Source organism: Serratia sp. JUb9, from assembly GCF_014298095.1.
Taxonomy (GTDB): domain Bacteria; phylum Pseudomonadota; class Gammaproteobacteria; order Enterobacterales; family Enterobacteriaceae; genus Serratia_B; species Serratia_B rhizosphaerae.
On sequence record NZ_CP060416.1, the window covers coordinates 3,027,090 to 3,052,251 of the forward strand.

Sequence of the window (25,162 nt, forward strand, 5' to 3'; positions counted from 1 at the left end):
ATGTGTCCGTTTCTCACCTGCCGTCCCGTTTTCCAGACTAAAAGCCGCTATTTACCAAGGGGATAACTGCCTTTACCCCGCGCCGCCCGCCGCCTATAATGGCCGCTCTCTGGGGTATAGGACCGCCGCGCCGCTATTCGGCCTATACTGTTAAACGCGATAACTGCTGAAGGATACGCTGCATGAAAAAGTGGTCACACCTGCTCGCAGCCGGGATGATGGCACTGAGCATCGGCTCTGCAACCGCCGCCGATGACGGCAAAACCCTCTATTTCTATAACTGGACTGAATATGTGCCGCCGGGCCTGCTCGATCAGTTCACCAAAGAAACGGGGATTAAGGTGATCTATTCCACCTATGAATCCAATGAAAGCATGTACGCCAAGCTGAAGACCTATAAAGACGGCGCGTACGATCTGGTGGTGCCTTCCACCTATTTCATCGCCAAGATGAGTAAGGAAGGCATGCTGCAGAAGATCGACAAGAGCAAGCTCAGCAACTTTAAGGATCTGGATCCCAACCTGCTGAACAAACCGTTCGATCCGAATAACGATTATTCCATCCCGTATATCTGGGGCGCCACCGCCATCGGCGTCAACAGCGACGAGATCGACCCGAAAACCATTACCTCATGGGCCGACCTGTGGAAGCCGGAGTACAAAAGCAGCCTGCTGCTGACCGATGACGCGCGCGAAGTGTTCCAGATGGCGCTGCGGAAACTGGGCTATTCCGGCAACACCACCAATCCGCAAGAGATTGAAGCCGCCTATAACGAGCTGAAAAAGCTGATGCCGAACGTGCTGGCCTTTAACTCCGACAACCCGGGCAACCCGTTTATGGAAGGGGAAGTCAACCTGGGCATGGTGTGGAACGGCTCGGCCTTTGTCGCCCGTCAGGCCGGCACGCCGCTGGAGATTGTCTGGCCGAAGGAAGGCGGTATTTTCTGGATGGACAGCCTGGCGATCCCGGCTAACGCCAAAAACGTCGACGGCGCGCTGAAGCTGATCAACTTCCTGCTGCGGCCGGAAATTGCCGTGCAGGTGGCGAAAACCATCGGTTACCCAACGCCGAATCTGGCCGCGAAAAAACTGCTGCCGCCGGACATTGCCAACGATAAGTCACTGTATCCGGACGAAGCAGTGATCAAAAACGGCGAATGGCAGAACGACGTCGGCGATGCCAGCACGCTGTACGAAACCCAGTTCCAGAAGCTGAAGGCCGGCCGCTAACGCCAGCCTCTGGCTGATTCAGGCCGGGCGCAATGCCCGGTCTTGTTTCCTCCGCTGCCAGCGCTGCAGCGACGCCAACAGGGTTACGGCCGATCGGCACGTTCAATCTTCCCCATCAGAAATTTATGCACAAAGCGCGGCACCACTTCACTGGCCGGCCCGTAATGCTTCTCGACAAACTGGCTTTCCACCTGGCTCGGCTCCAGATTCAGTTCCATAGTATGCGCACCGCTCAGCCGCGCCTCATGCACAAACCCGGCCGCCGGATACACATGCCCGGAGGTGCCGATAGCGACGAAGAAATCCGCCCTCTCCAGAGCCTGATAAATATCGTCCATACCGATCGGCATTTCGCCGAACCACACCACGTGCGGGCGCAGCGGCGCCGGGAACTGGCAGCAGTGGCAGCGGTCGTCGACGCTCAGATCGCCGGGCCAGTCAACCACCTGGCCGGACTGCGTGCAGCGCACCTTCAGCAGTTCTCCATGCATATGCACCACCCGGTGGTTGCCGGCGCGCTCGTGCAGATTGTCGATATTTTGCGTAACCAGCAGAAAGTTATCCCCCAGCCACTCTTCCAGACTGGCCAGCGCACGGTGCGCGGCGTTCGGCGCAATATCATCCTGCAGCAGCTGGCGGCGGCGCGCATTGTAAAACGCCTGCACCAGCTCCGGATCGCGTTGGAAACCTTCCGGCGTCGCCACGTCCTCCACCTTGTGCTCTTCCCACAAACCGTCCGCTGCGCGGAAGGTGCGAATGCCGGATTCCGCAGAAATACCTGCCCCGGTCAACACCACCACAAACGGCTTTTTCAACTCCGCCGCCGCCATGGTATCGCGGTGAAAAATCCGCGAACGAAAACGTTGGTGCAGCACATGTTTGCTCTTGCGAAACTGATGCAGCCGATGGCGCGTACGCATAACTACTCCTTATTCAATGATCCGCCAGGTTGAGAAACGCCGCCCCGCGCACGCCGCCGGCGTCGCCATAGCGCGCCGGTTCGATCCGCGGCATCTTCGCCACGCGCAACAGGCTGCGCGGCAGACGTGACGGCAGCGCCTGGTAGATCGCTGCAAAATTCGATAATCCCCCGCCAATCACCACCAGATGCGGATCGATGACGGTCAGTAAATTGCCCAGACAAATCGCCAGCAGATCGAGAAAACGCTCAACGTGAGCCTGCGCCTGCGGCTCACCGGCCTGATAATGCGCAATAATTTGCGGCGCCGACAAGCGCTGCTGATAAAAATGCGCGTACAGCCACTCAAATCCGCGGCCTGATATGTAATTTTCAATGCAACCATGATGACCGCAGCCGCAGGCAACGCGAGGTATATCACGCCCCAGCACTTCCAGCGCATCAACCGGCAGACGCAAATGCCCGAATTCGCCGGCGATATGATTACGGCCGGACACCACCTTGCCGTCGACGATCAGGCCGCCGCCCACGCCGGTGCCGAGGATCAGCCCGAACACCACCGGATAGCGACGGAACTCCTTATCCCACGCCTCCGACAGCGCGAAGCAGTTGGCGTCGTTTTCCACCCGCACTTCCCGGCCAATCAGCGCCGCCAAATCGCGCGGCAGCGCCTGCCCCATCGCCGCCGGCACGTTGGCGGTAAACAGCGTGCCGTCATCATCGTTAGGCAAACCGGGAATGCCGATGCCCACCTGCCCGGCAGCGCCGCAGACGGCGTCCGCCTCCAGCGTCATATCACGCAGCGTCGCCAGCAGTTGGCGATAGTCGTCCCGCGGGGTCGCCACGCGCTTTTGCCAGATGCGTTGCAGGTCGGCGTCGAACACCCCCAGCTCAATTTTGCTGCCGCCCATATCAAAACCGTAGAACATCCGTTACCTCACGTAAAAAAATGGGGCTGCATCACTGCGCCCCATTTTTAACCCGATCACTGACCGCTTAGCACCCGCGCCGGATCGATACGGCTGGCGCGTCGCGCCGGATACCAGCTGGCCAGCAGGCTGAGCACGATCGCGGTCGCCAGCACAATGACGACATCCAGCCAGTGCAGCTCCGACGGTAAGAAGTCGATAAAATAGATATCGCCGGACAAGAATGAATGACCGACCATCTTTTCAATCAGCTTGATGATATTCGTCAGCTGCAGCGAGGCAAAGATGCCGACCACCACGCCGCTCAGGCTGCCCACCAGCCCCGCCAGCAGGCCATACCAGACGAATATCGCCCGGATAAAGCCGTCTTTGGCGCCCAGCGTACGCAACACGGCGATATCGCCGCTCTTGTCCTTCACCGCCATCACCAGCGTGGAAACGATGTTGAAGCAGGCCACGCCGATCACCAGTACCATAGCCAGATACATGATGGCGCGGATCATCTGAATATCGCGGTACATATAGCCGTACTTGCCGATCCAGCTCTTGATATAAACGTAGGCGTTGGTCACCTCGCCGGCGTCGCGCACCAGCTTATTGGCGGCGAACACGTCGTTAACCTTGATGGCGATGCCGGTGACGCTGTCACCCATGTCCAGATAGCGCTGCGCATCAGCCAGCGGCACCATCGCCAGGCTGTGATCCAGCTGGCCGCTGAGCTGCAAAATACCGCTGACATGCAGGCGAATACGCTTCGGCTGCAGCAATTTCATCTGCGGATCGCTGTTGGGGATCATCACCGTAACAGAGGAGCCCTGCTTGACGCCCAGCGCGTCGGCGACGCCTTTACCCAGAATCACCTGCTGTTCGCCGCCCTTGAAGTTGGCCCAGGCGTCGCCCTGCACATACTTCGGCAGCGCGCTGAGCTTCGCTTCCTGCGCCGGGTCGACCCCTTTCAGCTGCACCGCGCGCAGCTGGGCGCCGTTTTCCATCAGGCCGGTGAAATTAATATACGGCGCGGCGGCCAGAATGCCCGGCACCTTTTCCACCCGCTGCATCATCGCCGGCCAGCCGTTAAACGGCTGATTCACCGGCTCGATTTCCCCGTGCGGCACCACCGACAGCACGCGGTTCTGCAGCTCGCGCTCAAAGCCGTTCATCGCGCTCAGGCCGACGATCAGCACCGCCACGCCCAGCGCAATGCCGATGGTAGAGATCACCGAAATCAGCGACACCATGCCGCCGCGCCGCCGACCGCGGCTAAAACGCAGCGCCGTCAGCAGTGAGAGAGGCAATGCGCGCATTACTCGGCCCCCAGCAGCGTCAGCTGCGCCTGCAAATGGCCGTCGCGCATTTCCAACTGGCGGTTAAGACGCTTGGCCAGCTGCAGATCGTGGGTCACCACCAGAAACGCGGTGCCCTGACGCACGTTCAGCTCCCCCAGCAGGTCAAAAATGCTGTCGGCGGTGCGGTGATCCAGGTTGCCGGTCGGCTCATCCGCCAGCACCAGCGACGGATTATTCACCAGCGCACGGGCGATCGCCACCCGCTGGCGTTCACCGCCGGACAGTTCTGACGGACGGTGTTTGCTGCGTTTATCCAGCCCGACCGCCGCCAGCATTTCCATCGCTTTCTCCTGCGCCTGCGCCGGCTTGACGCCGCCGATCAGCAGCGGCATCGCCGCGTTTTCCAGCGCGGAAAAGTCCGGCAGCAGGTGGTGAAACTGATAGATAAAGCCCAGCTCGCGGTTACGCAGTTCGGCCTTGGCGGCGGATGACAGTGAATTCATCGCCTGCCCCTTGAATACCACGCTGCCGGAGGTCGGTGAATCCAGCCCGCCCAGCAGGTGCAACAGCGTACTTTTCCCCGAGCCAGAGCTGCCGACAATCGCCATCATCTCGCCGGGCTGCATGGCAAAACTGACATTTCGCAGCACGTCGGTATGCAGATTGCCTTCCTGATAGGTCTTGCACAGGTTGTCACACTGCAACAAAGGATGGTTACTCATAACGTAAAGCCTCAGCGGGTTGAACGGCGGCGGCGCGCCATGAAGGGTACAGCGTGGACAGCAGTGACACCGCCATCGCCGCGACGGCGATGATCGTCACCTGCAGCGGTTCAACCGCCACCGGCAGCGACGCGCCGTCAATCAGCGCGCCAAGCGCCGGCATAATGGTATTCAGGTTCAGCGCCAGCACCACGCCCAGCAGCGTACCGAGCAGCGAGCCGATAATCCCGGCGCTGGCGCCCTGGGTCATAAACACCGCCATAATCTGGCGGCGCGTCAGCCCCTGGGTTTGCAAGATGGCCACTTCGCCCTGCTTTTCCATCACCAGCAGGCCGAGGGAGGTAATGATATTAAAGGCGGCAACCGCCACGATCAGGCTCAGCAGCAGCCCCATCATGTTCTTTTCCATGCGCACCGCCTGGAACAGCTCGCCTTTGCGATCGCGCCAGTCTTTCCAGCTTGCGCCCTGCGGCAACGCCTGCTGGCTCAGGCTGTCGACCGCCAGCGGCTGCTGCAGGAACAGGCGCCAGCCGGTGATATTGCCTGCCGGGTAGCGCATCACACGCGAAGCATCCTGCTGATTGACCAGCAGTTGGTATTCGTCCACATCGCTGTTGGCATGGAAGGTGCCGGCCACGGTAAACACGCGCTGGCTGGGAATGCGCCCCATCGGGGTAAACTGGCTGGCGCTCGGCACCATCAGACGCAGCCTGTCGCCGCGTTTGACGCCCAATTTGCCGGCCAGCACTTCGCCCAGAATGACGTTGTACCCGCCAGGCTGCAGCGCCTGCTGTTTGACATTAACCAGAAACGGCGTCAGTGGATCGGCTTCGTCCGGGTTGACGCCAAGCATCACCCCGACCGCCACGTTGCGCGGGCTTTGCAGCACCACGTCGCCGGTGGTCAGCGACGCCACGCGAGTCACGCCGCGCAGCCCCTGCACCGCAGAAGCCGGCAGATGTTGAGGATTGACCGACCCGCTCGGAGTGGTGACCAGCGCTTGCGGCATCAGGCCCAGAATGTTGTTTTCCAGGTCCCTTTCAAAGCCGTTCATCACCGATAACACGGTGACCAGCGCCATCACCCCCAGCGTAATGCCGATCGTGGAAAGCCAGGAGACAAACCGGCCAAAGCGGTCTGAAGCCCGCCCGCGCATGTAGCGCAGGCCAATGAATAACGCGACAGGTTGATACATGAAATCCGTTTTGTGGCCGTAGCTTAAGCAAAGTGATCATGGATAATAAAGGCTCCGCGCCGATTAGGGAACCGTTCGGCGGCTTTTATTCTGCCAGAGCGGCCGCATGCGGGTTAATTAACCGTCACTAAGCCCATTTGCCTATGTCAGTTTGCCGGCCAGTGGGCTAGTATAAAGCAAACAAAAGCGCCGCCTGTCGACGCCGGATCACCGTCAATTTACAGATCAAAAGATACCTGATGAGCATTTCCGATAACCGTAGTCGTTCCGCAGCACTTACCTCCCGCTATGACCTGCCGAACCGCGCAGGGGATTTACGCCAGCTGGGTCAGCTGACCGGTTCGGCCTGCGCCGTTGAGTGCGCCGAAATCGCCGAACGCCACGACGGACCTATCATGCTGATCGCGCCGGATATGCAAAATGCCCTGCGTCTGCGCGATGAGATCCAGCAGTTTACCGATCAGATGGTCACCACGCTGTCGGACTGGGAAACGCTGCCTTACGACAGCTTCTCGCCGCATCAGGAGATTATCTCCGCCCGTCTCTCCAGCCTGTACCATCTGCCGACCATGGCGCGCGGCATTATTATTCTGCCGGTCAACACGCTGATGCAGCGCGTCTGCCCGCATGAGTTCCTGCACGGCCATGCGCTGGTGATGAATAAGGGTCAGCGGCTGTCGCGGGATAAACTGCGCGCCCAGCTGGAGCAGGCCGGCTACCGCAGCGTCGATCAGGTGATGGAGCACGGCGAGTTTGCCACCCGCGGCGCCCTGCTCGATCTGTACCCGATGGGCAGCGACGAACCGTACCGCATCGATTTCTTTGATGACGAAATCGACAGCCTGCGCATTTTCGACGTCGACACTCAGCGCACGCTGAGCGAGGTCGAGTCGATCAACCTACTGCCGGCGCACGAATTCCCGACCGATAAAAACGCTATCGAACTGTTCCGCAGCCAGTGGCGTGAACAGTTTGAAGTGCGCCGCGACGCCGAACATATTTACCAGCAGGTCAGCAAAAGCAGCTGGCCCGCCGGTATCGAATACTGGCAGCCGCTGTTCTTCAGCCAGCCGCTGCCGTCGCTGTTCAGCTATCTGCCGGCGAATACCCTGCTGGTTAATACCGGCAACCTGGAGAGCGCTGCCGAGCGCTTCTGGCTGGATGTCAATCAGCGCTATGAGAGCCGCCGCGTCGACCCGATGCGCCCGCTGCTGGCGCCGGACACCCTGTGGCTGCGCGTCGACGCCCTGTTCGCCGAGCTGAAGGCCTGGCCGCGCGTGGCGCTGAAAACCGAGGCACTGCCAGCCAAAGCGGGCAACACCAATCTCGACTACCAAAGCCTGCCCGACCTGGCGGTACAGGCGCAGCAAAAAGCGCCGCTGGATAACCTGCGCCGCTTTATCGAAGGTTTTGACGGCAGCGTGATCATCTCGGTGGAGAGCGAGGGCCGGCGTGAGACGCTGCAGGATCTGCTCGGCCGCATCAAGCTGGGCACCAGCCTGATTCAGCGGCTGGATCAGGCCGACGACAACGGCCGTTATATGATGGTCGGCGCCGCCGAACGCGGCTTCCTCGATGCGATGCGCCAGCGGGCGCTGATTTGCGAAAGCGACCTGCTGGGCGAACGCGTCAGCCGACGTCGGCAGGATAACCGCCGCACCATCAATACCGATACCCTGATCCGCAACCTGGCGGAGCTGCACCCCGGCCAGCCGGTGGTGCACCTTGAGCACGGCGTCGGTCGCTATGTCGGCCTGACCACGCTGGAAGCCGGCGGCATCAAAGCGGAATACCTGATTTTGTCCTACGCCGGTGAGGACAAGCTGTACGTGCCGGTTTCCTCGCTGCATCTGATTAGCCGCTATGCCGGCGGCGCCGATGAAAATGCCCCGCTGCATAAACTCGGCGGTGACGCCTGGTCGCGGGCGCGGCAGAAAGCGGCAGAGAAAGTGCGCGACGTCGCCGCCGAACTGCTGGATATCTACGCGCAGCGCGCGGCCAAAGCCGGTTTCGCCTTTAAACACGACCGCGAACAGTATCAGCTGTTCTGCCAGACGTTCCCGTTTGAAACCACGCCCGATCAGGAACAGGCGATCAATGCGGTGCTGAGCGATATGTGCCAGCCACTGGCGATGGACCGTCTGGTGTGCGGCGACGTGGGCTTCGGCAAAACCGAAGTGGCAATGCGCGCCGCCTTCCTGGCGGTGGAGAACGGCAAGCAGGTGGCGGTACTGGTGCCCACCACCCTGCTGGCGCAACAGCACTTCGACAACTTCCGCGACCGTTTCGCCACCTGGCCAATCCGTATTGAGATGATGTCGCGCTTCCGCAGTGCTAAAGAGCAACAGCAGGTGCTGGACGACGCGGCGGACGGCAAGGTTGATATCGTTATCGGCACCCACAAGCTGCTGCAGAGCGATCTGCGCTGGAAAGATTTGGGGCTGCTGATCGTCGACGAAGAACACCGCTTCGGCGTACGCCACAAAGAGCGCATCAAAGCGATGCGTGCCGACGTAGATATTCTGACGCTGACCGCGACGCCGATCCCGCGTACGCTGAATATGGCAATGAGCGGCATGCGCGATCTGTCGATTATCGCCACCCCGCCGGCGCGCCGTCTGGCGGTAAAAACCTTTGTGCGCGAATACGACAGCCTGGTGGTGCGCGAAGCGATTCTGCGTGAGACGCTGCGCGGCGGCCAGGTCTACTACCTGTACAACGACGTGGAAAACATCGAGAAAGCAGCCGAACGGCTGGCGGAGCTGGTGCCGGAAGCGCGCATCGCCATTGGCCACGGCCAGATGCGCGAGCGCGATCTGGAGCGGGTGATGAATGATTTCCACCACCAGCGCTTTAACGTACTGGTCTGCACCACCATTATTGAGACCGGCATCGATATTCCCAGCGCCAACACCATCATCATCGAACGGGCCGACCGCTTCGGTCTGGCGCAGCTGCACCAGCTGCGCGGCCGCGTCGGTCGTTCGCACCATCAGGCTTACGCCTACCTGCTGACGCCGAATCCTAAAGCGATGAGCAGCGACGCCCATAAACGCCTGGAAGCCATCGCCACGCTGGAAGATCTGGGCGCCGGCTTCGCGCTGGCCACGCACGATCTGGAAATCCGCGGCGCCGGCGAACTGCTGGGAGAAGACCAGAGCGGGCAGATGACCACCATCGGCTTCTCGCTGTATATGGAGCTGCTGGAAAGCGCGGTGGATGCGCTGAAACAGGGACGGGAGCCGTCGCTGGAGGACCTGACCAGCAGCCAGACCGAGGTGGAACTGCGTATGCCGGCGCTGCTGCCGGACGATTTCATTCCGGACGTCAACACCCGTCTGTCGCTGTACAAACGCATCGCCAGCGCCAAGCATGACGGCGAGTTGGAAGAACTGAAGGTGGAACTGATCGACCGCTTCGGCAAACTGCCGGATGCCACGCGCAATCTGCTACACAGCGCCGCGCTGCGTCAGCATGCGCAGACGCTGGGCATCAAGCGAATTGAGGTTAACGAACGCGGCGGCTTTGTCGAGTTCGGCGAAAAGAACCGCGTCGATCCCGGTTACCTGATCGGCCTGCTGCAGAGCCAGCCGCAGATCTACCGGCTGGACGGCCCCACCAAGCTGAAGTTTATGCTCGATCTGACCGACCGGGCCAAACGGCTGAAGTTTATCGAGGATCTGCTGAGCGCCTGCCGCGAACATACGCTGGCGTAAAACAGCCGCAGCCCGCAGCGCGGGCAAACAAAAACCCGCAGCCGACGGTGACGTTGGCTGCGGGTTTTTTTTGACGCCGAAGTGGCGTCAAAGCATCAGGCCTGTGTGGTATCGGTGCGGTTCAGGATCAGCTGACCGCTCTTATCCAGCGGGATCTGAGTGCCCGGATCGTGATCCATGCGGATTTTGCCCTGCTGATCGCCGATCTTGTAGGTCACATCATAGCCCAGCAGCTTCTGCGATTTGTCGTACACCGTTTTGCAGCGCTGCTGCACGCTGGTGGTGGTGTCGTTGTTCTGCATCGACCCTTGGATCTGGTTGCCGGCATAGCCGCCCCCCAGCGCGCCGACCACCGTCGCTACGTCGCGGCCGCGACCGCCGCCGAACTGGTGGCCGATAACCCCGCCGGCTACGGCGCCCAGCACGGAACCGGCAATGCGGTTCTCATCCTGCACCGGCGCACGGTGGGTGACCGTCACGTTGCGGCATTCACGCCGCGGCGTTTTGATGGTTTCATTAATCGGCTTGGCGTTGAGAACCTGCGCGTATTGTGGGCCGGAAGAAAATACATCCAGGCTGGCAACGGCAGCAATACCCAGAGCAGCTGCGATACCGATACCTACACCGGCTAACATTGACTTGTTCACAGGAAATCCTCCTGAAATTGTTACCACGCATTTTGCACCGGGTGTGTTACCAACGTTGCACCGCGCTTATTATTTTGCGCATTGGCGGCACGGGCCTCCCGGTTTACGGCGGGCGTGCTGCGCCGTCTGTAAACACGTCAAAGTCTGCACAATCCTTATTGTTGCTGCAATAAGACGAAGTAACCAAAGATGCGGGAAAATGTGTGATTGTGGCTTGTTTAGGAAGAATCCTAAGGTTGTGGCGGGAAACCGCCCGATTTTATGCTGCCTCTGTACCAGCATGGCAAACATCGGCCTGACGCGAAAATAAAAAAACCCACGCGGTCGCAACGGCGTGGGTTGGATAGCGCAATATGGTGAAATCAGTGCATTTTCAAACGCGGACGAATCACGCGGTTGATGCCGCCCACCAGCATCATCAGGCCGGTTTTGATATAACCGTGCAACGCCACCTGATGCATACGATACAGTGAGATATAAACAAAGCGCGCAATACGTCCTTCCACCATCATCGAACCGCGCATCAGGTTGCCCATCAGGCTGCCGACGGTGCTGAAGCGAGAGAGTGAAACCAGCGAGCCGTGGTCTTTATAGACATAGGGCTTCAGCGTCTGGCCGTTAATCAGCGCCAGAATATTGCTGCCGCAGCGTGACGCCATCTGGTGCGCCGACTGGGCGCGCGGCGGTACAAAGCCACCGCCCTCTTTCGGGCAAGAAGCACAGTCGCCGATAGCAAAGATGTTCGGATCGCGCGTGGTCTGCAGCGTCGGCTCAACCACCAGCTGATTAATACGGTTGGTTTCCAGCCCGCCGATCTCTTTCATAAAGTCCGGTGCTTTAATGCCCGCCGCCCATACCATCAGATCGGCCTGAATAAATTCGCCGCCTTTGGTATTGAGGCCGTTGTGCTCCGCGCTGGTGACCATGGTGTTGGTCAATACCCGCACGCCCAGCTTGTTCAGCTCCTGATGCGCGGCGGCGGAAATACGCGGCGGCAGCGCCGGCAGAATGCGCTCGCCGGCTTCCACCAGCGTGACATTCAGCGCGCTGTTGTCCAGGCCCTCAAAGCCGTAGCTATGCAGCTGTTTCACCGCGTTGTGCAGCTCCGCCGACAGTTCAACCCCGGTGGCGCCGCCGCCGACGATGGCGATATTGACGCTCTCCTGCTGCCCCGGCTGCGCCGAGAACTTCAGGAACAGGTTGAGCATTTCGTTATGGAAGCGCCGCGCCTGGTGCGGGTTGTCCAGGAAGATGCAGTTATCCTTCACGCCCGGCGTGCCGAAATCATTCGAGGTACTGCCCAGGGCCATCACCAGGATGTCGTAAGACAGCTCACGTTCAGGCACCAGCTCGTCGCCCTGCTCATCACAAATTTGCGCCAGCTGGACGGTTTTGTTGTCCCGGTCAATATTGGTCAGCGAGCCAAGTTGGAAGCTGAAGTGGTGATTACGGGCGTGGGCCAGGTAGCTCAGCGCATCGACGCCGTCATCCAGAGAACCGGTCGCCACTTCGTGCAGCAACGGTTTCCACAGGTGGCTGTGATTACGGTCGATCAGAGTAACCTCGGCCTTGTTTTTACGGCCGAGCTTATGCCCCAGGCTGGTCGCCAGCTCCAGGCCTCCGGCACCGCCGCCCACAATGACGATTTTCTTGATTGGCATTGTCAAAATAACCCTCTAAATGTGAACCATTTGTTATCCAAGGGTAAACAAATAATATCCTTAGAATACATGGGGTTCGCGTAAAATAAACCTGCAATCTGCGGCCAGAATAGCATGGGAGGTTATTTGGTCATACCATAATTGATGCATATCAAACTTTTTTGCTTAAAGGCTGGACGCGGAGCTTTTTTGACGATTGCGATTCAAATAGTTAGCGTCAGGTCACATTTTTTGCGCCGCCGTTGGCCACTGACATATTTGCCAGAACAATAATAAAAGCCGCGCATTATCCTTCGTCTGGATAATAATCGCGGCCGGGCAGTGCGTTATGGAACTGTTACGCGAGGGTCTTGAAGGCTTTGATGCGTTGCAGGTGCGGGGAGATATTTTTGAACTTGTGCGTCTGCTGCTCGTCCCAGACGATTTCGTAGTATTTGTGCAGCAGATCGGCGCTGCGCTGGCTATCCAGCACCTCGTCATGGCGCGATAGCACCACCAGACAGCGATCGCGGTTCTTTTCACGAAAGTCCGCCACGCATTTGGTGGCGATATCCAGGTACTCTTCCGGCCGGTCGATTTTGCCGTGCATATGCTCTTGCGGAAACAGGTTCGGGTTAAACGCCACCTGACGGATGCCGCACAGAAAGCCGATGCGTTCCGCCCAGAATCCGCCCAGCCCGACGCCGCAGATCAACGCCTGCCGGTCTCCTTCCTGCTGCACCGCCTTGTCGACCTCTTTCAGCAGATGCTGCATATCATGGCGCGGGTGCAGGGTGCTGTAACTGATAAAGCGTACGTCCGGATCGATAAACTGCAGCTGCAGCACCTTCTCATGATTGCCGGGACTGGTGGAATCAAAACCATGCAAATAGATAATCATGTGGATCCTCGCAATAAACGGAGGGCCAGGTCGGCCCTCGCCGGCAGCGCCGTATTACGACGCCCTTACGGGTTAACCTCGCCGCGCTGTTTGTAAGCTTCCCAGCGGTCGCTCAACGCACTCAGCTGCTGATTCGCCTGCTTCCAGCGTTCGGAGTCGCGCAGCGTCTGACGGGTAAACTGTCCCTGATGATACAGCCGCTTGAGCTTATCAACTTTGACCGGGGACAGGTTATCCAGCACGCTGACCGCACCGGCGCGGTTGTTGCACACCAGAATCATATCGCAGCCGGCATCCAGCGCCGCCTGGCCGCGTTCGGCATAGCTGCCCATGATCGCCGCGCCTTCCATCGACAGATCGTCAGAGAAGATAATGCCGTCAAAGCCCAATTCCTGACGCAGGATTTGTTTCAGCCAGTACGGCGAGCCGCTGGCCGGACGCGGATCGGCCTCAGTATAGATGACGTGGGCCGGCATCACCGCATCCAGCAGCCGTCGCTCAATCAGCGCGCGGAAAATCGACATGTCGTGATTGCGGATGGTCGCCAGCGGGCGCGGATCGCGCGGGGTTTCTTTGTGCGAGTCGGCGCTGACCGCGCCATGCCCCGGAAAATGCTTGCCGGTAGTGCGCATGCCGGCGCTGTGCATCCCCTGAATAAAGCGCTCCGCCATCGCCAACGCCTGCGTCGGATCCTGATGGAAAGAGCGCTCGCCAATCGCCGCACTGACGTGGCCGATATCCAACACCGGCGCAAAGCTGATATCGATATCCTGCGCGATCATCTCCGCCGCCATCAGCCAACCGGCTTCCTGCGCCAGCCGCCCCGCTTCCGCCGCGTTATTGAGGGCGGCAAAGGACTGCGCTGCCGGCAGAGGGGTAAAACCGTCGCGAAAACGCTGTACGCGACCGCCTTCCTGATCGACCGCCACCACCAGCCGATCGTGGGACGCCGCGCGGATTTGCCGCACCAGCTCGCGCAGCTGCTGCGCATCGTGGTAGTTGCGGGTAAACAGAATCAGGCCGCCCACCAGCGGATGCTGTAAAATTTCGCGCTCTTCGGCATCCAGCTCATAGCCGGCGACGTCTAACATTACTGGGCCCACGGCCACCTCACTTCATTAATTCATACAGAAACAGGGATCATAAACAAAAACGCTGGCGCAGCGCTGCGGCGCAACGCAAAAATTGCGCATCGCCGCTCTGCTGCCAGCGGACTTCAAACCACATCAGCATCAGGTAATCAACCCATGGCAGCCAGCGTTGCACCTGGCGGCCCAGCGCCGTCAGGTCGTGATAGCCCTGGCGAGCGTACTGCTGCAAAAACTCACGCTGCGCGGCGGCAGACCACTGATTGAAACGGAACAGGGCCGCCAGTTCGAGCGCCACATCGCCGTCGCCGGCGTATTCCCAGTCAATCAGCCGCAGCCGCGTCTGCTGTTTTATTAAGTTTTCCGGGTGAATATCCATATGCAGCGGCGCCAGCTTCAGCGGCCGCGGCGGCTTCGCCTGCAAAAAATGGCGTTGCCAGCGCAGCCAGGCCGGAGTAATGCGTCGCCGGTCAAGCTGCTGCCAATAGCGTCGGTATTGGGCCGGCAGATTCAGCCGATAACCGCTGCGCGGCCGGCGATGCAGCGTGGCAATCAGCGCCGCCAGTTCGCCCCCTTGCCGATAATGCTCAAAACCGTCGCTAGTGACAACGTCACCAGCAAGCCATTCCACCACCAGCCAGCGCCGATCTTGCGCTAGCGGCTGTGGCCCCAACGCCCCGGCGCTGCGCCGCAGCACGCGCGCTTCGCGCCGGCGGTTGACCCCCAGCACCGCTTTTTCCGCCCCCTGCTGACGCGCCAGCAGCACTGCGCCATCGGCGGTCTGGATACGCCAGCTTTCACCGGTCAGGCCGGCTACCGGGCTGAAACGACTACCGGCGGTTTTCACCGCCGGCAGTTTGTGTTGCAAGAGTTGCTGCAGCTCGGCCTCAGCGTTTAACCGCGCCATTGCCCGACCAGATGATTTCGCCGGTCTGCACCAGCATCAGCTGCATATCCAATTGCGGTGACTTCACATCGCCGCTGGCGTCGCTGTACAGTACGTATTGCGCGTTGACAATACGCGCCAGGCCAATCGCCTTGCTGCGTGAACCCAGGCTGTCTTCCGCCGACAGTCCCAGCGTCTGTTTGGCGCTGGTCAGCTGCGCCTGCGGCACCACGGTAAAGGTCTGGTTGGCACCCAGCGCTTTGTGCAACGCCGCGGTCGCCTTGCCGGTCTGCAAAGAACCGTTGGTATTATTTTTCACGCTATCGAGCAGCAGCACGCTGCCCGGCGTCACGCCATCGGCTTTCAGCATCTGCGCAATCAGCGGCTGTACGCTGCCCAGCCAGTTAAAACTCTGAATCTTCGGCGGCTGCGGCACCGGTTCCGAGGTTGGCGGCTCCGGCTGCTCCGGTACCGGCGTCGTCTCCTCCGGCGTCACCGGCGTGATCGTCGCCGGCGGTTCCGGCTGTTCAGGCGGACGCTGTGGACAACCGGTCAATACCAACGCGGCCGCTGCCACAAACAGATACTTTTTCATTATTTTCTCCAACTGGCCCGAGGATTATAAAAATAGATACAGGCGCGCACGCTTGGCATCAAAGTTGCCATTAATCGAATAAACCTGCGCCGTCGCATTCGGCGCGATGGTAATGGCGCGCGGTTTTTCAAACGGACGAATATCCAGCCCCTGGTCGTCATACCAATAGAAACGGTAGCGCAGAGTGACCGAGGTCGGCTGCGTATTGCTGAGCACCGCGGTAGCGATCACTCTACCGGAGGCATCATTTACCACCGGCCTGTCGGCCAAAATGCCGGCGGTCAGCACCGATGGCTCCATCACCACCGTCTGTCGTTCATTAACCGCGATCCCCTGCGGGCTGCTGCAGCCCATCAGTATCGCGGCGGGCAGCGCCAGCGCCATTAGGCAACGCAGCGGTTTGTGATAGCGCATGGCGGCTTCCTCAATCAGTGTGACAGCATAGGGCCGAGGGCATGGCCGCCCACCAGGTGCATATGAATATGATAGACCTCCTGGCCGCCGTGGCGATTGCAGTTGACGATCAGGCGGTAGCCATCCTCGGCGATGCCTTCCTGCTCGGCAATTTTCGCCGCCACGGTCATCATCCGCCCCAGCGCCGCCTCATGCTCGCTGGTCACGTCGTTCACCGTCGGGATCAGTACGTTCGGCACGATCAGGATATGCGTCGGCGCTTTCGGCGCGATATCGCGAAAAGCGGTCACCAGCTCGTCCTGATACACCACATCGGCAGGGATTTCACGGCGGATAATTTTACTGAAAATCGTTTCTTCGGCCATCTGGAATTCCTTGTTAGCGTTAAAGAAAAAGGTATACGCAGTATGAGTGACAAATTCTACCGCTTTCAACCTGATTGCGCACTTTCTACATCGAGTGGCGCAGAATCAGACAATCCTGGCGCAGCACCGCTAATTAACTGCGGCGCATGGCTGCGCATCCAGTCGGCCAGCGAATCCAGCGTCGGGCGCAGCGTCTTGCCCAGCGGGGTAATCTGGTATTCCACCCGCGGCGGCACCTGCGGAAATATTTGCCGCGTCACCAGACCGCGTCGTTCGAACTGGCGCAGCTGACGCGTCAGCTCCTTTTGTGCAATCGGCGCCACGGCGCGCTGCAGTTCACCAAAGCGCACCGGCGCGTCCATCAGGATCAGACGGTACAAAATCGGTATCGCCCACTTGCCGGACAACAAATTAACAAAATCCACCATCGGGCACGGCTGCCCCACCGCCGGCAGCGCCGCCAAATTTTTTTCCTGCTCGCTATGCGCGGAACCCGTCATTTCATACCTCCCGGCGCCTTAGTATCCATTCGGTACCTACTATGCAAAGGATAGTTTTGCCGTAAATAATGCCAGCAAGCTCAGCAGGAGGAAACCGTAATGACACGATTAGCAGACAAATACGCGCTGATTACCGGCGCAACCAGCGGCATCGGGCTGGAAACCGCCCGTCAGTTTATTGCCGAAGGCGCCAACGTGGCGATAACCGGCCGTTCGTCACGCGGCCTGGAGGAAGCGCAACGGCAGTTGGGCGAAGCTATCGCGTTGCAAAATGACGCCGGGGATATTGCCCAACAGCGCCAGCTGGCGCAGCAGTTGGCACAGCGCTGGCCGCGTCTGGACGTGCTGTATATCAACGCCGGCGACGTCACCCACCAGCCGCTGGAGCGGTGGGACGAGCAGGGCTACGACCGTCTGATGAATACCAACCTCAAGGGGCCATTTTTCCTGATCCAGGCGCTGCTGCCGCTGCTGGCCAACCCGGCGTCGATTATTCTGTGCGGTTCGGTCAGCGCCCATATCGGTCTGCCGCAAAGCAACGTCTACGCCGCCAGCAAAGCCGCCCTGCTGTCGCTGGCGCGCACCCTGTCCGGCGAGCTGCATACCCGCGGCATCCGCGTGAACAGCCTCAGCCCCGGCCCCACCGAGACGCCGGCCTTCGGCAAGCTGGGGCTGCAGGATAAGGATGAACAAACGCTGAAGGACGAGATCCGCGCGCTGGTGCCGATTGGCCGGATGGGCACCAGCTGGGAGTTAGCCAAAGGCGCGGTCTTCCTCGCCTCTGATGAGTCGGCGTTTATGGTAGGCACTGAACTACAGATGGACGGCGGCGTGGGCAATTTATAGCAGCAGCGGCAGTCACCTCCGTCCGCCCTCTGAGTGTGCAACGTCACCGTTGCGCCGTTAATTGTTATGTTATATTGTAACTTTTCATTTTTTATATCGCTGGGAGATATACGGTGACGATTCATTTTGGCAAGTTGGCGCTCACGCTGGGAACGCTGCTTATCAGCAGCCAGGCACTGGCGCATGCCCATCATTCACACGGTAAGCCGATGACGGACGTCGAGCTGAAGGCCGCCGCAGGCGTTTTTGACGATAAGCAGGTGCAGGACAGAACGCTAAGCGATTGGGATGGCGTCTGGCAGTCGGTGTACCCTTATCTGCTAAACGGCGATCTCGACCCGGTATTTAAAAAGAAAGCGGAAAAGGACAAGAGCAAAACCTTCGCCAAGGTGAAAGCCTATTATCGCCAAGGGTACGCCACAGATGTGGACACCATAGGCATTGAAAACGGCGTGATGGAATTTCACCGCGGCGATAAAGTCAGCAGCTGCAAATACGATTATGCCGGCCATAAAATCCTGACCTATACGTCAGGCAAGAAAGGCGTGCGCTACCTGTTCGAATGCCAGGATGCCGGCAGCCAGGCGCCTAAATACGTGCAGTTCAGCGACCATACTATCGGCCCGCGCAAATCGGCCCACTACCATATCTTTATGGGAAATACCTCTCAGGAGGCGCTGCTGAAGGAGATGGATAACTGGCCGACCTATTACCCGTATCAACTGGAAGGGAAGCAGGTGGTGGACGAAATGCTGCATCACTGAAGGCTAAGGCCGGATGATGACCTGCCGGTTCACCGGGATTCAGGCAATCTAATTACGGTGTACGGTGCTGATTTCATGCTTAGTAACACAGGCTTTACGCATGGCGATCTCCTTCATTGGTAATGATGAGTATGCCGGAAGATCTCTCAATGTGAATGGTTCGATTATGCGGGATACTTACAATACCATCAGACTTTATCCCGCAGGACGCGTTCCCCACATCCCACTACGGGCGCGATCAGTTCAACCTCTCATTTAAGAAGAAGCCCCGCCTATCGCGGGGCTCTTTTCGTTATAGTCAATTACTAAGTATGTCATTCAAGCCAGCAATGAGACCGGGGAAATAGCTCTGATCGATGAGCATCCCTCCTTGCATGGTCCATAAGGTCAACATACTCGGGCAAACCTTGAAGTTGAAACCTATGGTGTCAGTATCTTTAGCCTGGACAATTTCACAATTAAACGTTGGAACACGAGGAGAATAGTCGATCTCTTTAGGAAAGCGCCCTTGTGGTAAAGACTGATAAAACTGCTCTAATTGATCGCGTAATGTCTTAATATCAAACAGACTAAACTCGCACTCGCATTGCAGGCTCATGCCCGATCCCTGCACCTCCAACCAGCAGATAATCAGATCTTGATTTCTGTCTTCAATTTCTTCCAATCTTTCAACGAACGTGAATCTAAACAGGGAATCGTCTGCTTTTATCTCAAACATAATCACTTTTCTCAGGGGAGGTTGTCGTAATGAAAGTGCGTAATCGTCCAATCTTTTTCTCTGACGACCACGTGCAGTTTATAACGTGTACGTACATATTGAATCTGGTCGCCCACCTTGCGTTTAACCAGTCTGTTCATTTCTGCACGGTAAACAAACTGTCCTGTCACTCCATGAGGGTCGGGACGTCTAACACCATATCGGATAGCTTTCTCCTGGATTTGCAATGGTACAAAACGCCCAGGGTCTCTCATTTGTCGAGCAACGGTTTCCGTAACCTTTAGGTTTCGCGCCGACAGCCCTAACTTTAGGCGTCCACGTAGAAAACTCATCGTTGCATTACTGAGTTTCACAGAGATAGCGGCCTTCGTGCCAGCCTCGAGCAGTGCCCGCCCTGTACGAAGAATGCGAAATACACCAAACGCTATTAGTGCCAGATCGCCCTGCATTAACCACTTTCGTGCTCACCGCGGACACCATGTGGACACTGGAAATGGAAAGCATTAATAAATCAATTATATAATAAATAAAAAAGGGAGGCTTTCGCCTCCCTCCGTTGATGCCTGTCTGAATCAGTGATTACGGATATATTCATCCATATCGGTTTTCAGGTTATCGGACTTGGTGCCGAAGATGGCCTGAACGCCGGAACCGGCAACCACCACGCCGGCGGCGCCCAGTTTCTTCAGACCGGCCTGGTCAACCTTGGACACGTCGGCCACGCTGACGCGCAGACGGGTGATACAGGCATCCAGGTTGGTGATGTTGTCTTTGCCGCCGAATGCCTGCACCAGCGCAGCGGACATTTCCGTGCCGCCCTGCGCACTTTGGTCAGCAGAGCTGTCTTCACGACCCGGGGTTTTCAGATCCAGCTTGGCAATCAGCACGCGGAAGATGGTGTAGTACACCAGACCGTAAACGATGCCGACGATCGGGAACAGCCAGATTTTGCTGCTGTTGCCGCTCAGTACGATAAAGTCGATCAGACCGTGTGAGAAGCTGGTGCCGTCGCGCATGCCGAGCAGAATACAGATCGGGAACGCCAGGCCGGCCAGAATCGCGTGAATCGCATACAGCACCGGCGCCACGAACATGAAGGAGAATTCGATCGGTTCGGTAATCCCGGTCAGGAACGAGGTCAGCGCCGCGGAGATCATGATGCCGCCCACTTTCGCGCGGTTTTCAGGCTTCGCCGAGTGCCAGATGGCGATAGCCGCCGCCGGCAGACCGTACATTTTGAACAGGAAGCCGCCGGACAGTTTACCAGCGGTCGGGTCACCCGCCATATAGCGTGGAATATCGCCGTGGAACACCTGGCCCGCCGCGTTGGTGAACTCGCCGATTTGCATCTGGAACGGCACGTTCCAGATATGGTGCAGACCAAACGGCACCAGAGAACGCTCAACAACCCCGTAGATGCCGAACGCCACTACCGGGTTCTGGTAGGCCGCCCACTGCGAGAAGGTCTGAATGGCGCTGCCGATTGGTGGCCAAATGAAGGAGAGCAGCACGCCCAGCACGATCGCCGCCAGGCCGGAGATAATCGGCACAAAGCGTTTACCGGCAAAGAAGCCGAGGTATTCCGGCAACTGGATACGGAAGAAGCGGTTAAACATATAGGCCGCAATGGAGCCGGAGATAATCCCCCCAAGCACGCCGGTATCCGCCAGGTGTTTGGCGGCAATCTCTTCGGCCGGCAGATGCAGCACCAGCGGCGCCACCACCGCCATGGTTTTCACCATGATGCCGTAAGCCACTACCGCCGCCAGCGCGGAAACGCCGTCGTTATTGGTGAAGCCCAGCGCAACGCCGATGGCGAAGATCAACGGCATATTGGCGAACACGGAACCGCCCGCCTCCGCCATCACATGCGAGACTACCGCGGGCAGCCAGCTAAAGTTGGCTGAACCGACGCCCAGCAGGATACCTGCAATAGGCAGTACGGATACCGGCAGCATCAGCGATTTACCTACTTTTTGCAGGTTTGCGAATGCATTTTTGAACATAGTTGAGTGTGCTCCTGAGTAATAGGCTTAGCGACTTCTTGTTGCGCGATTTTCGCGCTGCAGAGGAGGAAGGAAACCCTCTACAATTCAGGGTGTCTGAGCACCCCTTGAATTTTTACGCAGAGTAAAATAAATACCTCGGACATTGTTTGATGGCAGTCACGTTTCAATCAATAACCCCTGTACTATTTCTGAAATTGGCGGTTTTTTGTAAAAAAAGGTGAATACGCATCCGTTAACGGGCCGAACGGGGGAGGAACCTTACCCGTTCAGCCGATTAATTACGAGAGTTAAAATAATTCCCGCGCATCGTGGCGGCAACCTAAGCCTAGGTCATGAATCAGAATTTGATGTGAAATAAGCGAGAAAAATTGGCGGTAGTGGCGGCGGCCAGCTCTTCCAGGCTTACGCCTTTCAGAACCGCCATATATTCAGCCACGTCGCGTACGTAGGCCGGTTGGTTTTCTTTGCCACGGTGCGGTACCGGGGCCAGATAAGGCGAGTCGGTTTCCACCAGCATACGATCCAGCGGCACATAGCGCGCCACATCGCGCAGCTGCTCGGCATTACGGAAGGTAACAATGCCGGAGAAGGAGATATAGAAGCCCAGATCCAGCAACACTTCGGCGGTCGCCCGGTCTTCCGTAAAGCAGTGCAGCACGCCGCCACACTCCTGCACCTGCTCTTCACGCAGAATCGCCAGCGTGTCTTCCCGTGCATCGCGGGTATGCACAATCACCGGCTTGTTCAGATCGCGGCCAATGCGGATATGCTGACGAAACGACTCCTGCTGCAGCGCCCAGTTATCCTTCTGGTAGAAATAGTCCAGCCCGGTCTCCCCCAGCGCCACCACCTGTTCCGCCGCCGCCAGCTGGCGCAGCTCGGCGTAGTCATAGCCCCCTTCCAGGTTTAACGGGTGCACGCCGCAGGAGAACGCCACGTCAGGGCGCTCGCCAATCAGTGCCGTCATCGAGCGGTAACCCGGCAAAGTGGTGGCGACCGCCAACACATAGCCCACGTCGCGCGCTTTGGCCTTCGCCAGCGCGTCGTCCACGTTTTGGTGCAGCGCCTGATAGTCCAGGCTGTCGAGGTGGCAGTGAGAATCGACTAACAACATAATTTTTAACTCTTTACAGCGAATGAGGATGAGTATAGCCGCTGGCTGTGAACATCTGTTCCCAGCCCAGCAGACGTTCGGTCAGCAGCAGTTCACGGTTAACGCCCACCACGCTGAGTAATTGATGCCGGCAGTGCAGCCACTGCTGCACGCTATGCTGCAGCGAGCTGCTGCTTAACCGCGCCGCCAACAGTTGCACCAGCTGCTGTTGATCCTGGTTGAGCACAAACGCCGCAGCGCCCTGCTGCCACTTCATAGCGTCCATCAACAGCGCACATAGCCAGTGCAACCGCTCGGCGGCTTCATCGTGGTTCAACTGCGGCAACAGCTGCAGCATATCCTGCGACTGCAGCGCATTGCCAAGCGCCGTACACAGCGCGCTGCGCTGCTGCCAGCGTTCCGGCTGCAGCAGACGTTCGGCAGCCAGCGGCGCGCCGTCATGCAGGCGTAAAGCCGTCAGACGCTCCGTCTGAGTACCGGCCGCGCCCTGCCGCTCCAGCCATTGCAGGCTCAGCGCTTCATCAGGACTGGACAGGTGCCAGTACAGACAGCGGCTGCGCAGCGTTGCCAGCAGGTTGGACGGCTCGCGGCAGCTCAACAGAAAATAGGTGTGCGCCGGCGGCTCTTCCAGCGTTTTGAGCAACGCATTGGCCGCCGCCTCGGTCAGCTGTTCCGCCTGCGGCAACCACACAACTTTGGCGCCGCCCTGCTGCGCATGGGCATACAGGGTTTCACTCAGTTGACGCACCGGTTCGATACCCAGGCTGCTTTTCCCTTTTTCCGCCGCTAACACGTGATAATCCGGATGGCTGCCCGCCATCATCAGGCGACAGCTGTGGCACTCTCCGCAGCTTTTTTCCCCGTTGCGCCGCTGGCAAATCAGCCAGCGACTGATGCCGTAAACCAGCGCGTCGTCGCCGTTGCCGGCCGCCGCGTGCAGCAGCAGCGCATGGTGGCCGCGCCCGCCGGCATATTGCCCGACGAGTTGCCGATAGGGCGTATTCAGCCACGGATACCAATTCATCAGGCCGTTTCCTGTTGCTGCAGCCACACGCTGACGCATTGACGAATGTCGGCGGTGACCTGTTCCAGCGTCTGCGCCGCATTCACGGTGACGATCGAATCATCCGCCGCGGCCAGTTGCAGATAGCGCTCGCGCGTGCGTTCAAAGAACGGCAGCGCCTCCTGTTCAATGCGGTCCAGCGCGCCGCGCGCCTGCGCGCGCTGCAGCCCAACCAGCGGTGGCAGGTCGAGATACAGGGTTAAGTCGGGGCGGAAATCACCCAGCACGGTATCCCGCAGCGACGCCATCAGCTGCGGGTCGACGCCACGACCGCCGCCCTGATAGGCCTGTGACGACAGGTCGTGACGATCGCCAACCACCCAGGCGCCGCGCGCCAGAGCCGGTTTAATCACCGTTTCTACCAGCTGCACCCGTGCCGCATATAACATCAGCACTTCCGCCTTGATGGTGGGCAGTTCGCCTTCATAGCCACGCTTAAACAGATCGCGCAGTTTTTCCGCCAGCGGCGTACCGCCCGGCTCACGGGTAAAGACCATGTCGTCGATACCGTGCTCGCGCAATACGCTGACCACCGTATCGCGTGCGGTGGTTTTCCCTGCGCCTTCCAGCCCCTCAATGACCACGAATTTACTTTTCATTCTTTTCCTTCACTAGCTGGCGATAAATCCGCACCGCCTTATTATGGCTGGCCAGATTGGTGGTAAAGGTGTGCCCACCCTTGCCGTCAGCAACAAAATAGAGATAAGGCGTTTTTTCCGGCTGTGCCGCCGCCGTCAGCGATGCCTGGCTCGGCATGGCGATCGGCGTCGGCGGTAGTCCGCTGATCGTATAGGTGTTATAGGCCGTCGGCGTATCCAGATCCTTACGGGTAATGGTGCCAGTATAGCGCGCGCCCATGCCGTAGATCACCGTCGGATCGGTCTGCAGCCGCATGCCGATGCGCAGGCGGTTGACGAATACCGACGCCACCTTGCCGCGCTCCGCCGCCACGGCGGTCTCTTTCTCGATGATGGAGGCCATGGTCAGCAGCTGCTCCGGCGTTTTATACGGCAGCGCCTTGTCACGTTTCTGCCAGGCGTCGTCCAGCGCTTTTTCCATCCGCACATGGGCTCGCTTCAGCAGAGCGATATCGCTCATGCCGGCGGTATAGGAATAGGTATCCGGGTACAGACGCCCTTCCGGATGCGCATCTTCCGGCATGCCCAGCGCAGCGGCGATTTCCGCCTCGCTTTTACCGGCCAGCGTATGCTTCAGGTATTTTGCCTGCTGCAGAATACTCATCCAGTCGCTCAGGCGCGATCCTTCGATAAAACGTGCGTTGAACTGTGCTTCTTTACCGCTGGCCAGCAACTCCAGCATCTGGCGTACCGTCATCCCCGGGGTGAAACGATAGGTACCGGCTTTAAACTCCGCCAGTTTCGGCTCAATCTTCAGCAACCACGGGAACCATTTGCCGCTGCGGATCAGTTTGTCGCGCACCAGCAGCCCTTCCAGCGCCACCCGTCCGGTACCCGCCGGCAGTTTAAAGATAGTCTCCTGCTTAATCGCCAGCGGCGTATCGGCAAAGCGTTCAACCTTCTGATAGCCCCAGAACAGCAGGGCCAAAATCACGACGACGAGCAGTGCAACAAACTTTACTTTCTTCATTAATCGGC

24 protein-coding genes are annotated in these 25,162 nt (G+C 58.8%); 4 read left to right on the plus strand and 20 right to left on the minus strand.

What is annotated here, in order from left to right; all coding sequences use genetic code 11:
* The first annotated feature begins 182 nt into the window (after nucleotides 1-182).
* Nucleotides 183-1,229, plus strand: coding sequence for a spermidine/putrescine ABC transporter substrate-binding protein PotD (gene potD, locus HF675_RS14355; protein WP_105230759.1), 1,047 nt, complete (start codon nucleotides 183-185; stop codon nucleotides 1,227-1,229).
* An 83-nt stretch (nucleotides 1,230-1,312) separates the two neighbouring features.
* Here the strand turns inward: potD and cobB are convergent, their stop codons facing one another.
* The 5 genes from cobB to lolC are packed head-to-tail and all read right to left on the minus strand — an operon-like array spanning nucleotide 1,313 to nucleotide 6,280.
* Entirely contained in the window at nucleotides 1,313-2,149 is an 837-nt protein-coding gene (gene cobB / locus HF675_RS14360) for a Sir2 family NAD+-dependent deacetylase (protein WP_187043280.1), read from the minus strand.
* A gap of 13 nt (nucleotides 2,150-2,162) precedes the next feature.
* A complete protein-coding gene (nagK, locus tag HF675_RS14365; protein ID WP_105230757.1) occupies nucleotides 2,163-3,077 on the minus strand; it encodes an N-acetylglucosamine kinase in 915 nt (304 codons plus the stop codon).
* Nucleotides 3,078-3,133: 56 nt separating this feature from the next.
* Entirely contained in the window at nucleotides 3,134-4,381 is a 1,248-nt protein-coding gene (lolE, locus tag HF675_RS14370) for a lipoprotein-releasing ABC transporter permease subunit LolE (protein ID WP_111737259.1), read from the minus strand.
* Nucleotides 4,381-5,085 (minus strand): lipoprotein-releasing ABC transporter ATP-binding protein LolD, encoded by a 705-nt coding sequence (gene lolD, locus HF675_RS14375; RefSeq protein ID WP_105230755.1) that lies wholly within the window; start codon nucleotides 5,083-5,085, stop codon nucleotides 4,381-4,383. Before lolD ends, lolE begins: the two co-directional genes overlap by 1 nt.
* On the minus strand, nucleotides 5,078-6,280 hold the full coding sequence (gene lolC, locus HF675_RS14380; RefSeq protein ID WP_187043281.1) for a lipoprotein-releasing ABC transporter permease subunit LolC: 1,203 nt from the start codon (nucleotides 6,278-6,280) through the stop codon (nucleotides 5,078-5,080). Before lolC ends, lolD begins: the two co-directional genes overlap by 8 nt.
* A gap of 239 nt (nucleotides 6,281-6,519) precedes the next feature.
* Between lolC and mfd the strand changes: the two genes are divergently transcribed.
* Complete coding sequence (gene mfd / locus HF675_RS14385) at nucleotides 6,520-9,996, plus strand: transcription-repair coupling factor (protein ID WP_187043282.1); 3,477 nt, start codon at nucleotides 6,520-6,522, stop codon at nucleotides 9,994-9,996.
* Nucleotides 9,997-10,091: 95 nt separating this feature from the next.
* On the opposite strand, the gene HF675_RS14390 is transcribed toward mfd, so the two are convergent.
* The 9 genes from HF675_RS14390 to HF675_RS14430 form a co-directional block, all read right to left on the minus strand.
* Nucleotides 10,092-10,643 carry a glycine zipper 2TM domain-containing protein gene (locus HF675_RS14390; protein WP_172606288.1) on the minus strand — a complete coding sequence of 184 codons (552 nt, stop codon included), beginning with the start codon at nucleotides 10,641-10,643 and terminating at the stop codon, nucleotides 10,092-10,094.
* Between the two features lie 362 nt (nucleotides 10,644-11,005).
* A complete protein-coding gene (locus HF675_RS14395; protein ID WP_105230751.1) occupies nucleotides 11,006-12,310 on the minus strand; it encodes an NAD(P)/FAD-dependent oxidoreductase in 1,305 nt (434 codons plus the stop codon).
* Between the two features lie 331 nt (nucleotides 12,311-12,641).
* A complete protein-coding gene (gene ycfP, locus HF675_RS14400; RefSeq protein ID WP_105230750.1) occupies nucleotides 12,642-13,184 on the minus strand; it encodes an alpha/beta hydrolase YcfP in 543 nt (180 codons plus the stop codon).
* Between the two features lie 65 nt (nucleotides 13,185-13,249).
* Nucleotides 13,250-14,275 (minus strand): beta-N-acetylhexosaminidase, encoded by a 1,026-nt coding sequence (nagZ, locus tag HF675_RS14405; RefSeq protein WP_111737261.1) that lies wholly within the window; start codon nucleotides 14,273-14,275, stop codon nucleotides 13,250-13,252.
* 49 nt (nucleotides 14,276-14,324) lie between these two features.
* The gene (gene thiK, locus HF675_RS14410) at nucleotides 14,325-15,179 is read right to left on the minus strand and encodes a thiamine kinase (protein WP_187043283.1); all 855 of its coding nucleotides are present in this window, start codon (nucleotides 15,177-15,179) and stop codon (nucleotides 14,325-14,327) included.
* Nucleotides 15,160-15,753 carry a penicillin-binding protein activator LpoB gene (gene lpoB, locus HF675_RS14415; RefSeq protein ID WP_105230747.1) on the minus strand — a complete coding sequence of 198 codons (594 nt, stop codon included), beginning with the start codon at nucleotides 15,751-15,753 and terminating at the stop codon, nucleotides 15,160-15,162. Before lpoB ends, thiK begins: the two co-directional genes overlap by 20 nt.
* A 24-nt stretch (nucleotides 15,754-15,777) precedes the next feature.
* Nucleotides 15,778-16,167 (minus strand): YcfL family protein, encoded by a 390-nt coding sequence (locus HF675_RS14420; RefSeq protein ID WP_105230746.1) that lies wholly within the window; start codon nucleotides 16,165-16,167, stop codon nucleotides 15,778-15,780.
* A gap of 14 nt (nucleotides 16,168-16,181) precedes the next feature.
* Nucleotides 16,182-16,532, minus strand: coding sequence for a purine nucleoside phosphoramidase (gene hinT, locus HF675_RS14425; protein ID WP_015671968.1), 351 nt, complete (start codon nucleotides 16,530-16,532; stop codon nucleotides 16,182-16,184).
* Nucleotides 16,533-16,597: 65 nt separating this feature from the next.
* A complete protein-coding gene (locus tag HF675_RS14430) occupies nucleotides 16,598-17,032 on the minus strand; it encodes a helix-turn-helix domain-containing protein (RefSeq protein WP_187043284.1) in 435 nt (144 codons plus the stop codon).
* 99 nt (nucleotides 17,033-17,131) lie between these two features.
* On the opposite strand from HF675_RS14430, the gene HF675_RS14435 reads away from it, so the two are divergent.
* On the plus strand, nucleotides 17,132-17,878 hold the full coding sequence (locus HF675_RS14435) for an SDR family oxidoreductase (protein WP_187043285.1): 747 nt from the start codon (nucleotides 17,132-17,134) through the stop codon (nucleotides 17,876-17,878).
* A gap of 113 nt (nucleotides 17,879-17,991) precedes the next feature.
* Nucleotides 17,992-18,642 (plus strand): metal-binding protein ZinT, encoded by a 651-nt coding sequence (gene zinT, locus HF675_RS14440; protein WP_187043286.1) that lies wholly within the window; start codon nucleotides 17,992-17,994, stop codon nucleotides 18,640-18,642.
* A 298-nt stretch (nucleotides 18,643-18,940) separates the two neighbouring features.
* Here zinT and HF675_RS14445 read toward each other — a convergent pair whose 3' ends face one another.
* The 6 genes from HF675_RS14445 to mltG form a co-directional block, all read right to left on the minus strand.
* Complete coding sequence (locus HF675_RS14445; protein WP_187043287.1) at nucleotides 18,941-19,360, minus strand: hypothetical protein; 420 nt, start codon at nucleotides 19,358-19,360, stop codon at nucleotides 18,941-18,943.
* 572 nt (nucleotides 19,361-19,932) lie between these two features.
* The gene (gene ptsG / locus HF675_RS14450) at nucleotides 19,933-21,366 is read right to left on the minus strand and encodes a PTS glucose transporter subunit IIBC (RefSeq protein WP_105230739.1); all 1,434 of its coding nucleotides are present in this window, start codon (nucleotides 21,364-21,366) and stop codon (nucleotides 19,933-19,935) included.
* Nucleotides 21,367-21,706: 340 nt separating this feature from the next.
* Nucleotides 21,707-22,483, minus strand: coding sequence for a metal-dependent hydrolase (locus HF675_RS14455; RefSeq protein ID WP_105230738.1), 777 nt, complete (start codon nucleotides 22,481-22,483; stop codon nucleotides 21,707-21,709).
* 13 nt (nucleotides 22,484-22,496) lie between these two features.
* Nucleotides 22,497-23,507 carry a DNA polymerase III subunit delta' gene (gene holB, locus HF675_RS14460; RefSeq protein WP_105230737.1) on the minus strand — a complete coding sequence of 337 codons (1,011 nt, stop codon included), beginning with the start codon at nucleotides 23,505-23,507 and terminating at the stop codon, nucleotides 22,497-22,499.
* Nucleotides 23,507-24,145 carry a dTMP kinase gene (tmk, locus tag HF675_RS14465; protein ID WP_105230736.1) on the minus strand — a complete coding sequence of 213 codons (639 nt, stop codon included), beginning with the start codon at nucleotides 24,143-24,145 and terminating at the stop codon, nucleotides 23,507-23,509. The genes holB and tmk overlap by 1 nt, the downstream gene beginning before the upstream one ends.
* Nucleotides 24,135-25,154 (minus strand): endolytic transglycosylase MltG, encoded by a 1,020-nt coding sequence (mltG, locus tag HF675_RS14470; RefSeq protein ID WP_105230735.1) that lies wholly within the window; start codon nucleotides 25,152-25,154, stop codon nucleotides 24,135-24,137. Before mltG ends, tmk begins: the two co-directional genes overlap by 11 nt.
* Nucleotides 25,155-25,162 lie beyond the last annotated feature (8 nt).